Annotated in this window: 8 protein-coding genes; all 8 read right to left on the reverse strand. The window is 39.4% G+C overall.

Annotation, left to right across the window (positions count from 1 at the left end; all coding sequences use genetic code 11):
• Positions 1-12: 12 nt before the first annotated feature.
• A complete protein-coding gene (locus tag G3I01_RS04775) occupies positions 13-1236 on the reverse strand; it encodes an SH3 domain-containing protein (RefSeq protein ID WP_219551572.1) in 1224 nt (407 codons plus the stop codon).
• Positions 1237-1259: 23 nt separating this feature from the next.
• Positions 1260-2273: a dipeptide epimerase gene (locus G3I01_RS04780; RefSeq protein WP_219551574.1), complete on the reverse strand. Its 1014-nt coding sequence runs from the start codon at positions 2271-2273 to the stop codon at positions 1260-1262.
• Positions 2274-2333: 60 nt separating this feature from the next.
• Entirely contained in the window at positions 2334-3782 is a 1449-nt protein-coding gene (locus G3I01_RS04785) for a sodium:solute symporter (RefSeq protein WP_219551576.1), read from the reverse strand.
• Between the two features lie 4 nt (positions 3783-3786).
• Positions 3787-5418, reverse strand: coding sequence for a family 10 glycosylhydrolase (locus tag G3I01_RS04790; protein WP_219551578.1), 1632 nt, complete (start codon positions 5416-5418; stop codon positions 3787-3789).
• Between the two features lie 9 nt (positions 5419-5427).
• The gene (locus G3I01_RS04795; RefSeq protein ID WP_219551580.1) at positions 5428-6558 is read right to left on the reverse strand and encodes a glycoside hydrolase family 18 protein; all 1131 of its coding nucleotides are present in this window, start codon (positions 6556-6558) and stop codon (positions 5428-5430) included.
• An 83-nt stretch (positions 6559-6641) separates the two neighbouring features.
• Positions 6642-8345, reverse strand: a complete 1704-nt coding sequence (locus G3I01_RS04800) for a SusD/RagB family nutrient-binding outer membrane lipoprotein (RefSeq protein ID WP_219551582.1) — start codon at positions 8343-8345, stop codon at positions 6642-6644.
• 9 nt (positions 8346-8354) lie between these two features.
• Entirely contained in the window at positions 8355-11438 is a 3084-nt protein-coding gene (locus G3I01_RS04805) for a SusC/RagA family TonB-linked outer membrane protein (RefSeq protein ID WP_219551584.1), read from the reverse strand.
• A 326-nt stretch (positions 11439-11764) separates the two neighbouring features.
• Positions 11765-12874 (reverse strand): putative glycoside hydrolase, encoded by a 1110-nt coding sequence (locus G3I01_RS04810; RefSeq protein ID WP_219551586.1) that lies wholly within the window; start codon positions 12872-12874, stop codon positions 11765-11767.
• Positions 12875-12884: the final 10 nt, after the last annotated feature.

The raw sequence follows: 12884 nt of genomic DNA on the forward strand, positions 1-12884 counted from the left end.
GCTTAGAAACTATCAGCCTTTTAATTCCTCAGAAGCATCCTCATCGATAAAAATATCCTTCTCTTTTAAATAGATAAGGCCATTATCCTCCTGGTTCAACACTCGTTTTGTCCTCAAATAGCGGTTGTAATTGTATTCATCGAAATCTTCAGCCTCAGTATCCATGTTGCTAATGTGAACATCGCCCATAGAATGAATGAACTTATTATCCCCTATCCACATTCCTACGTGGATCACTCGTTCTGAAGTAGAATCTGTCGCCGGTCTTCCAAAGAACAAAAGATCTCCCGGTATCAAATTTTCAAAATTCCTGGTGCTGTCTACCTGTATACCAGTGTGCACCTGCTGGGAAGCATCACGAGGGATCACCATTCCGTTAAGGAAAAATACCGTTTTGGTGAATCCGCTGCAATCTACTCCTTTTGGAGAAGTTCCTCCCCATAAATATGGCAGTCCCATTAATCTCTTAGAAGTTTCTACCAGGTCTTCCTTTTCCATATCAAGAGAAGAAAGCCAATCCAAATAGGGCCTTGCTTCAGACTTCTCTATAAAAGCTTCTCTCCCATCGGGATACTTGACCTTATAAAATCCATTTTCTTCGCTTAAAAGCTCTAAAATGTCGCCTGCTACGAGATCTGATACACTCTGAGCATCGCTATCTGCATTTTCATAAGAATTACCGAAAGGTTCGAGGTAAATAAGTTTTTCAGCCGACTTCCATTGAGAAAATTCTTGCGGAGTTTTACTTGAAAGTCCACCGTAATCAACCCAGCCAAGATAACCATCAGGAGTTTGTACATAAAACCAGCCCCCATCTTTTTTGTAAACTTTTAAAGGCATTCCTAAAGTAGCCTGAGTGACCAACTGTGCGGAGTGTTTAGGTTCATCCCTCAAATTTGCCACCGATATCTTAACCACTCCCATAGTCTTACCTTCCAATCCTTCGTTATCTGGCAACATCCTGATACTATCTGTAAATTCGAGATTCTCAGCTTTCAACTTTTGTTTAAGATCATTCACTGCATCAGGAAGGTTTGATTCTCCTCTAAGAACATAAGAATCATCCTTTTTTATGGCTTCAACATCAAAAAGAGCGACACGCTTATCTGGAGCATATTCCTCACGAACCTCAGCTATGATCATTTCAGATTCATTGATCTCTTCCTTTTCATCTGGTTTATCATTACAGCTTACCAGCGCAAAAACCGTGATTGCTAAAAATGCTTTCAATTTCATTTCTATATTCATATTTGTCATAACTAGTTCAATAATTGAGCTCCGGTACCATTCCGATCTGGAAAATGCACCTTTTCATCGTAGATCTTTACTCCGTCTGCGATATCATTTTTCAGCAACATAGGTCCGTCCATATCCACATAATCTAAAAGTGGAGCAAGCTGGGCGATCGCAGAAATTCCGATAGTAGACTCGGTCATACAACCAACCATCACCTTCATGCCAAGTTCTCTTGCTTTATAGATCATCCTCTTTCCGGGAGTAATACCTGCACATTTAGTGAGTTTGATGTTTACCCCATGGAAATAAGGCTTACATTTTTCCACATCGCTTTCAATAATACAACTTTCATCTGCAATTAGAGGTAACCGGGATTTTTTATAAAGTACTTCCATTCCCGAAAGATCTTCAGGATGCAGTGGCTGCTCAATAAATTCAACATTTAGATCCTTAAAAGCATTTATGTTTTCTAAAGCCTGATCCACATCCCATCCGGCATTGGCGTCAACCCTGAAAACCGCATCGCTATGTTTCCGAAGTTCTTTAATGATCTTTACATCTTCATTAGTTCCCAGTTTGATCTTATATAACGGCCAGGGAAATTCCTGCATTTTGCGAACCATATTTTCCACGGAATCTATACCAATGGTATAATTAGTAAGCGGAATATTGTTCTGGTTTAGGCCCCATAATTCATAAAGGGGCTTTTCATTGCGTTTTCCATGAAGATCATGGATTGCCATATCCAAAGCGCATTGCGCAAAAGGATTACCATTTAAATGCGGAAATGTAAGCTCCCAGATCTCCTCGGGAGAATGATGAATATTTTCTTTAAGGATCGGCTCAACAGATCTTATAGAAGCAATCATTTTCTCGACAGTTACGCCATAGTAGACCGTAGCCGCAGCTTCTCCATATCCAGTGTAACCGGAATCTGATATCTTAACAATAAGCGTAGGCTGAAAATCACGCGAACCATGACTTATGGTGAAGGTGTTTTTCAGTTCAAGATCAAATGATTTATATTCTATTTCCATCTGAAATTATTCTATTAGCCTGAAAAATGCTTGTTAAAACAGTGATCCTTGATCAGTGTTTTAAATATAAACAGGCTTTTTGTTATACAGAAGCCATAAACCCAGAAATGTGATCGCAGCATTTACCAGTAAGATCTCAAAACCGAACTGATAACCATTGAACCATTGTTCAGAATTAAAATCCAGAATCACCGAAATGATCGGTGCTAACACACAAACCAGGGGAACCAGTTTATCCTTAACGGGGCGTTTGGTCATAAGACCAAAGGCAAACAGCCCCAATAAAGGTCCATATGTAAAACCTGCAACTTTGAATACCGCGCTTACTACACTGGAATCATTAAGACTATTAAAAATGATGATCACCAGGAACATTAAGAACGTAAAGCCTATATGCACCCATAAACGGGTTCGTTTTTGGTGGGTCTTTTTATTCGAAAGATCCAGAATGTCCACGCAAAAGGAAGTTGTTAATGCAGTTAAGGCAGAATCTGCACTGGAAAATGCCGCCGCAATGATACCCAGAAGGAACACGATACCGGCCAGGATACCGAAATGATTCAAAGCCAGTAAAGGATATAGATCATCGCTTCTTTCAGGAATTGGTATCTGTTGATCTATCGCAAATTTATATAGCAGGACTCCTAGCGCAAGGAATAAGGTGGTAGAAACAAAAAAAGTGATAGAAAACCAGAAGATATTCTTCTGCGCATCCTTTTGATTCTTACAGGTTAGATTTTTCTGCATCACGTTTTGATCGAGCCCGTTCATAGCGATCGTAATGAAAATACCAGCCAGAAAGGTCTTATAGAAATTCCTGTCTGAGCGCCAGTCCCAATCGAAAATCGTAGACATCTTACTTTCAGAAACCGTAGTGATCAATTCAGAAAAACCAAGGTTCATCTGGTCTGAGATCATCACGATACTTATAACCACAGCGAGCAGTAAAAAGGTGGTTTGTAAAGTATCTGTCCATACGATCGTTTTAATTCCACCACGGAAAGTATACAGCCATATTAGAAGAATAGTGACCAGAACGGTGACGAAAAACGGAATTCCAAAAGCGTCGAAAAAGGCGATCTGAAGAACTACGGCAGCCAGGAATAACCTGAAAGATGCGCCGATAGTTTGTGAAATGAGGAAGAAAACGGAACCGGTATAATAGGACCTTTGTCCAAATCTATCTCTTAAATATTCGTAGATAGAGACCAATCTTAGCTTGTAAAAAAGTGGAATGAGAATAAAGGCTATGACTGCATAGCCCACCATATTCCCCATCACGAACTGTAAATAGGTCCAGTTTGAATTCCCAACCTCGCCGGGAACAGAAATAAAAGTTACCCCTGAAAGGGATGCCCCCACCATTCCGTACGCGACCAGGAACCATGGCGATTGCCTGTTTGCAGTAAAAAAGGTATCGTTATCTGCTTTTCTGGAGGTGAAATGACTTATCCCCAGCAACACGATGAAATAAACGGCAATAACGCCGAAGACAAGTAATGGGGTCATCTACTTAATTTTTTAATACTATTTCTTTAAAATCGCTTTGATTACCTAAACGGTCCACTGCGGTTATTCCAATCTTTTCCATAGATCTCTTCTTCTCTCCAACAATATTCTGAAGACTGAAAGCTGTGGTATTTCCATCCAATATTTTATAATCCCAATTCCCCTGTTCATATTTGAACCATAACACATATTTAGAGATATCAGCGGGATTATTAACTTCCCAATTCATAAGAAGCCGGTCTTTTTCTATGGAAGCGTTAAATTGTGGAACTTCCGGCGCGTTATTATCAAGCCACGGACTTGGAGGAACGAGAGCTTTTTTGCGATAAGGACCTTCCAGTAAACCTTTAGCAAGCATTTCAGATTTCATAAGAGGGCCGATGCTCCAATGCACGGTTCCTTTACTCTCTGGAAGCATTCCCCTGGTGATCATGATCTGGTTGATGGTTTCATCAACATTCTTCTCATCTCCTCCCATACCTACATTTATTCCAGGCCAAAGATGCCTGTCCTTGGTATTTTCAGATTCCCACCATCCTAATAATTCAGGGAAGCTCTGGCCGTATTGGTTGATCTGCCAATATAACTGCGGAGTAAAATAATCTATCCAGCCTTCATTGAGCCACAGTTTAGCATCAGCATAAAGCTTATCATATTGATCATATCCAACAACAGATTGAGGATATCCCGGTCTCCATATCCCGAATGGACTTAAACCGAACTTTACAAAAGGTTTTTCAGCTTTGATCTTATCGTAGATACGCTTAATGAATTTGTTTACATTATCCCTTCTCCAGTCTGCCCTGGAAAGTTTCCCGTTAGAGTTCTGATAGGCCAAAAAGGTTTTATCATCAGGGAAATCCTTGCCGTCATTATAAGAATCATATGGATAGAAGTAATCATCAAAATGAACCCCATCTATATCATAGCGTTTCACTATGTCCATTACTACTGCTGCGGAATGGTCCTGTGTTTCCTTTTTTGCCGGATCCAGCCACCACATTCCATTGGCTAGTTCTATAGCCAGTTCAGGTCTTTTTTTAATTATAGAGGTTTCCGTGATCTCACCTCCCGTGGTATGATGAGCACGATATGGATTCAACCAGACATGCAGTTCCAGTCCTCTTTTGTGTGCTTCAGTTATCCAGAATTCTAAAGGATCGTAATAAGGATCTGGAGCCTTCCCTTGTTTTCCGCTTAGAAAATAAGACCATGGCTCTAGCTCGCTTTCATATAAAGCATCTGCCTGTGGTCTTACCTGGAAAATCACAGCGTTGAAATTATGAGATTGTAGAAAATCCAGAAGCTTTACAGCCTCCTGTTGCTGTTGATAGGTAGAAAGCCCACCTTTGCTGGGCCAGTTAATGTTTGCTACGGTCGCAATCCAGGCCGCCCTGAATTCCTCGATATTCAACGGTGTTTGTTTTTTCTCTTTTTTAGAAATAACAACTTCTTCCCTTGGGGTTTCCTCCGGTTTTTCAGAAGGAATCTCTTCAGGAGTTTCTATTTCCTGTTCAGGTTTATTTTCAACCACCTCTGGCGTTTGAGGTTTGGAGGGTACGGTGGGTTGCTTAGACTTACAACCATAAACTAAAAAGGCTAGTAATATCAGCAGGATTCCAGATCTTTTAATCATTTAGGGCAACTATTTATTTTTGAATTTTTTTCTTTCATCATTTATAACTTCCAGCAAACCCTCAGGCTTGTCACCGGATAATCGCCAGAACATGATCCCTTTCAAATTATTTTCTAAAGCATATTTTGTTTTTTTAGAAACAGAAAGTGAATCGTCATATGTGATGAACTCGCCTTTTTCGGCGTTGTAAATATATGGAGCCTGAGCTTCAGAATCCCATAAATATTCAAATCCCGGAGAACTTTTTATATAGGCATCTATATCCTTGTAAAGAATGGCTTCCTTGAATTTTCCCGGTTGATGAAGTCCGTTTAAAGAATCCTGAACATTTTCGAAAACACGTGCATAAAACGCTGCACCAAGAACGATCTTTTCAGAAGGGATACCCACTGAATCAAGATATTTTATCGCTTCATCTGCAGACCTGTTTTGATCTTTTGTTGATAGCAGAGAAGTATGATGACCTGTACTTGTGCTACCTCCGCCAACCATGTCATAGCTCATCAAATTAACATGATCTACCATAGGCATCACCTTTTTCCATTCGATAGAATTGTCGAGATAATTCCTGAATCCACCGGCGGCGAAACTTATCACCTTATCGGGACCCAGAATATTCCTCAACTCTTCCACCAGTAATGTAAAGTTCTGTTTATCTTCAGGCTTAAAAGTATGTCCCTGATAACCAGATATTGCAGGATATTCCCAATCCAGGTCTATACCATCTGCATTATATTCTATCAAAATATCCTTAACCGAAGAAGCAAAATCCTCTATTCCCTTTTCAGTAGAAAAAACATCTGAACAGGTTTCACAGCCGCCCCATCCTCCTAGCGAAATTAGTACCTTAAGTTCAGGATTAATCTGCTTTTGTTCTTTTAAATAAATGAGCCTTATAGAATCTCTTTCATTTACTTTTAGCCGGTTTTCTTCCAAATGAAGAAAACTATAGATGATCTGATCCAGTTGCTTAATTTTTTTGTTCGATATGGAATCTGAACCCGTCCAGTAAGCAATTACTTCCAAGTCTTTTTTCTGTACTTGTTTTTGCAGCTCATTCTTGCTATCACCCGATACACTGTTAACACAGGAAGCAGATAAAATACTTATGCCAGTCAGCAGAATTAAAAGTTTTCTCATCTTTTCTGATTTTATAGAATCCTAAATAAAAAAAGATCGCCAAAAACATATTTGACGATCTTTCTTGCTAATCCTAATCTAAATTAATTACCGGCAGACCACCAAAGCTCAGTTCCCTGCTCGTCTGGACCCTGAACCTGTACAGCCGCTTCAAGGTTGGCTCCATTGGTATTATACTCAATGTTACCATATCTCATTCTTTGTGGATATTCACCATTTAAGGTACCTGCAGCATAGATATCATAATCTGAAACTCCATTTGCCAGTTCAGCTGGATAACCTGTATCACGCACAATAGCCCAGGCCTCGAATCCATCAGTGTAGGCTGCTAACCATCTCTGGATGGCGATCTTTTCAATATTCTCTTCCATACTTCCGTCTAATTGCGCCATTGGCTCGTTGGTAAGGAACTCTGAAATAGCTCCTTCATCTACATTCCATTGAAGCATAGACTGTCTTATACCTTCCTGATAAAGCGCCTGTGCGTCTCCAGAACCAAGTCCTTTTACAGCAGCTTCAGCCTGTAAAAAGTTTCCTTCTGCAGCAGTCATTACTACTTCAGGAGCAATTGGAGCACCGCTATTCTTAGGGTTTACAACCCAGTCTGCAGGTGCAGAGAATAATTCATACTTCACATGCGGATAGATATCGCCATTCAATCTGGTTGGCTGTCCTACATAGTAAGTGCCTTCCGCCACAGAAATTGTGATCTCATCTCCAGAGCCACTTTGAGTATATTCTACACCCGCATTATCAAGCTCTCCAAGGATGAATTCTACATACTTATCAAACAATGCCACGCCATTACCTTCAGTAGGACGTGTAAAAGTTACATCTCCACCAATAATTGGCTCGGCATAATGAGGTAATCTTGGATCGTTGTTATCACGCAAATAATCAACTAAAGTTTTACCAACTTTCCATTTAGATCCTAATCCACCGAAGTTATGCCAAACATCTCCATAGGCCGCATTTCCAAACTGGTCAATTTCAGTATCTTTTTCCATCAAAGCGTTGTCCTCTGCCATGGAAAGTAACGGATTCTGTAAAGCTTCAGAAATTGCTGAAGAAGCAAAATCTGCTCCAGATGCTCCCTGGGCCCTTAGAGCCATACGAAGTTTAAGAGTATTGGCCAGTTTTTTCCATTTTTGAAGATCACCATTGAAGAACAGGTCGTTTTCAGCCAGTAGCTCCAGACCATCACCAGTAACAGTTGCATCTCCAATGATATCCATTGCCTCGTCAAGTTGTGTGATCACACCCTGGTAGATCTCAACCTGGGTATCGAACTTTGGAGTAATGATATCTGGATTTGAAGCTTCTGAATAAGGAACCATTCCAAAAGTATCTGTATACATCTGGTAATAAAGTCCTTTCATGATAAGACCAATCGCATAGAATTTATCATTCTCCAGTTCTCCTCCAGGTCTCACAAAATTCTGATAAGTACTGAACTTACCTAAATATCCTGAAATCCAATCGTATGCTGCATCTGTATAACCAACGTTATAGTCGTAAGCTAATCCATCGGTCCACCAGCATCCGTTAAAACCAAAAGTAAACTGACCTGCAAAACGATCTGCATGGATCAATTGTGCTCTCCAGTAAGGAAATCTATTGGGAGCATAGAGTTCTATCTGTAAACCGGTTAGAAAATATTTAGCACTTACCTCATCTGAAGTAAAGGCATCCGGTTTGGTATTTATTTCTTCGAAGTCTGAACAACCTGACATACAAAAGACCAAAAGTAGCAGGCTTCGGCTGACAATTTTTAATATTCCTTTCATAATCCTTTTTTAAAATTTAATATTCACATTCACTCCAAAACTTCTAAGAGTTGGCGCATTATTCAGGGAAATCCCCTGTCCAGAAAGGCCAGTCCCGATAGAAGAATCAGGATCTATATCTTCTGCATCTTTATAGAAGAAAAATAAATTTCTCCCTATTAAACCTATAGAAGCCTGGTTTAATCCTATTCCTTCTGTCACTTTTGAAGGCAACCTATAATTTAAGGCAAATTCTCTTAATCTAACATTTGTTTGATCATAAATATAGTTTGAGGTTATTCCTGAATAACCACCCCAATACTCCTGACCTGTGATCTCGGCTGTGTTTTGCTCTCCTGTTTCTTCGTTAATTGCGTCTACCACAACTCCACCATCTCTGTACTGAAGTGTTCTTTCTGAAACTCCGGCACCATCGAGATATGAAGATGTTGCTGAATATATTTCACCACCAAATCTTCCATCAATAAGGAATCTAAGACTCCAGTTGTTATACGTAAAGGTGTTAGAGAAACCACCGATCCAGTCTGGCTGGGCATTTCCAAGTTTTTCAACCTCACCTGCAAGAGGGATACCTTCTGCATTAACCAGTCTTTCACCATTTTCATTAGTTTTCCAGGTTGTACCGTATAGATCACCAATTCCACCACCCACACTAGCTCTTACAGAAAAACTTCCTAGTGAATTCAGTGGTAAGGATTCCAAACCTTCAATAAGCGCTACAAGCTCATTTTCGTTTTTAGAGAAGTTCACAGAAGTTTCCCATTTGAAACTTTCTGTTCTGAATGGAGTACCTCCAATAACAGCTTCAAATCCATTATTCTTAACCTCTCCAACATTTTCCTTGAAAAAGCTGAAACCAGTACCTGGAGGAACAGGTACATTATAGATCATATCTGTTGTTCTTATAGAATAAACTGAAAAGTCTCCGAAGAACCTGTTATCGAACATATTGAATTCAATACCAAATTCAGAAGATTGTACGCTTTCTGGTTTAAGATCTGGATTCAATCTCACTTCTGGTCCATTTAGTACAGTTAAACCAAGGTATCCTTGAGTAGGTACGCTAAACGTCTGGTATAACTGGTATGGATCTGTATCGTTACCAACATCAGCCCAACTTCCTCTTAATTTCAACATGTTCAGGAAGTCTTTGTCTGGATCTATAAAACGATCTACTAATAAAGATAAACTCGCCGATGGATAGAAATAAGAACGGTTATCTTCAGCTAAAGTAGAAGACCAGTCATTTCTACCGGTTAGGTCCAGATATACGAAATCATCATATGAAAAGCTCAACTGCCCGTAAAGAGAATTTACTTTCTTTATCTGAAGCGGATTGTGCGAACTCGTCTGGATATTAGTATTACTTAAGAACACACGGGATGGTAAACGGAAATCCTGACCTCTTACGATAACACCTTCAGAAGTTCTTTTTGATAAACTTCCCCCCACATTCGCTACCAGGTTTAGTTTTTCTGATAGATCCTTATTGGCAGTGAAAAGGAAATCTCCATTCAGCTCTGTATTTTTAAAAGTTCCATAATTAAGTCTACCTGTGTAGAAGAAGTGATGTCCATAATTTTGAACGTATTCTGTTCTTGAATTGGTTACATCTCCCCCTACTCTGGCAAATAGAGATAACCAGTCATTAAATTCGTAAGTAAGTTTAGTGAATCCAAGAAATCTGTCTCTTCTTTCATCATTCATATCTTCATTCAACATCCAGTATGGGTTACCAATACTTTTATTCTGTCCCGCATAACTAATTGCTGCATACTCATCTCCAAACATTGAAGGATCGCTCCACAAAGAAGGCCTGTATTTTTTAAGGTCATCTATTCTAACATTTCTAGGCATTCTATATACAAAGGCCAGAACACCTTCTGTTCCAAGGTTTACCCTGTTATCGATGTCTTGCGTAAAATAGGTAGCCTTACTATCCAGATGAAGTTTATCTGAAAGATCTATTAGTGCTCTCAGGTTAAAGTTGTGACTTTCCAGGTCTGAATTTGGAAGGACTGCGCTCGTAGTGTTATTGGTATAAGAAAAACGAGTGCTGAAATTTTCGCCACCTTTATCTATGGCGAAAGTATTGATCGCCTGCAAACCGGTTTCGAAGAAATCTTCTACGTTATCAGGTTGTGCAGTATAAGGCCTTTCTTCTCCGGTGTAGTATAACTGGCTAGACCCATCAAATCTTGGACCCCAGGAAGAACCACCGAAATTTTCCAGATCGGCATAATATGAACCGTTATTTCCCTGACCATATTCATTCTGGAAATCTGGCAGGAACATTGGATTTTCGAAAGTAACGTTCGAATTGAAAGAAATACCAAGGCCTCTGCCCATTTTACCTTTTTTGGTAGTAATAAGGATAACCCCACTAGCGGCACGAGAACCATAAAGCGCGGCTGCGTTTGGTCCTTTTAGTACAGAAATGGATTCAATATCTGAAGGGTTAATATCTGTGATCCCTCCTCCAGATACAGTACTGTTAAAAATACTTCCACCGGTTTCATTACCTGATGCATCGATCGGGATACCGTCAACCACTATTAAAGCCTGGTTATTACCGGTAAGAGTATTGTTACCACGGATAGTAATCCTGGAACCGGAACCAACTCCGCTGGACTGGTTCACCACTAATCCCGGTACTTTACCTACAAGGGAATTAGCAACGTTATAATCCTTTACCTCATTAACCTCTTCAGATTGCAGCTCTGTAACGGCGTAACCCAGTGATTTTTTCTCTCTTGTTAATCCAAGGGAGGTAACAACCACCTCATCGAGGGCTTCTGCATCAACAGACATAACTACATCTAAAGTAGTTTTTCCTTCTAGAGGAATCTCCTGCTTTCCATAACCTATCATAGAAAAAGTTAAAATCGCATTTGGAGAAGCTTCAATAGTATAGTTACCATCAAAATCTGTAGTTGTACCATTGTTGGTTCCTTGTTCAACAATAGTTACACCCATAAGGGGCAAACCTGTTTCCCCGTCAATAACGTTTCCGGTTACGACCTGTTCCTGGGCAACAATGCTTTGAAAAAATAAAAACATCGCAGCCAACATGCAAGGTAATTTTTTGACCATTGGTTTTAGTTTTAGTGATTAAATCTGAGCGATCTACTTCCGCTCTAAAAGTTTAAACAGATAGTTAAATTTTGTTAATAGTTAAAGCTAATATTTTATGATTAAAATACTTAATAAGTACCTAAAATATAAAATACCTAAGTAAATGTAAAAAATTCTATTGATTCAAACATACTTTTTTAAATTTTTTACTAAACTTATATTAGATAAATAAAAATATATTATTTAAGTATAGAGCATGTCTAAACTTTAGAACTACAGATTCTATAATAGTTTAAGACATTTTAACATATTGATTTAAATCGAAAAAAGTTGATCTGAATAGATCACTTTGAGTTTTTGATAACCTGGAGATGTTCAGGTTTAAGAGCTCCTCCATCAAAGAATGAAACTCCCTTGGCGTCATTCTCTTTGGCCTGTTTAATGGATTCCTTTAGTTCTGCTCCAGTCATTGCCGGGACGAAAACCCCCGTATGAAGTTCAGTGTTTTTATTTTCGAGGTCACTAATCCCCTGCCTCGTTGCAAAACCTATCCAATCAAGTTCTTCGTTATAGAAATTATGATAGATCATAGGCAAAACAGCATCTATTTTCCATTTATCCCAGCGTTGCCTCACCATATGGTCAGCCATTTCTGGATATGGGAAAACGGCCGCGGTCAAGATTTTACCATTATCATGTACTATTTTGTAAGAATCATCAACTACTTCTTTAATTTTATTTAAACGGAATTGCTTCCATTCTATATCCAGAGCGGGGTTTTCCATTTCTCTTGGATCTTTATGATGAATCTTTTCAAATTCTGAAACGCATACATCGCAATAACAAAAATCGAATTGTGGTAGCTCTTCTTCCTGCTCAAGATCATATTTAGGTAAAAGACCGATTGGAAGAAAAATATCAGGTAACCTTATGTAATCCAGATGTACGCTGGCTACACCTTCTACCTTTGAAAGTCCTTCAACCAGTCCTAAAACATGATTTCGGGATTCCTCGCGGGTAGGACATAACCACTGATAATAATCTACATATGGCCTGTTATCGAAGGTAGATTTCCCATCCCTGCTTACAGCATACCAATCTGGATGTTGTAAGGCTACGCTATCGCCGGGACGGTTCATTGCCATGATCCAGGCATGAACTTCCAGACCTTCTTTCCTGGCTAAAGGAGCTACCCGGGCCAGCAATTCAGGATCTGTATTTGTGTTTATTAAAACAGCGTCGATGCCATTCTCACTATATTTTTTATACTCTGCTGTATAAGAGGAATCTGCTCTTTCATTATTTGCGCCGGTCCACACCCAATATTTAAAATCGGTTTTCTCTGGTTCTGTATTTAAAGCCAGGTCTGGGTTTTCTTTATTCTTTTCAGGATCATCTGCGCAAGAAATAAGCAACAGGGGAAAAACTAGTAGTAGTAGTTGCGAAAGTTTCATATTGTGGAGT

The sequence above is a fragment of the Gramella sp. MT6 genome, assembly GCF_019357415.1.
GTDB lineage: Bacteria > Bacteroidota > Bacteroidia > Flavobacteriales > Flavobacteriaceae > Christiangramia.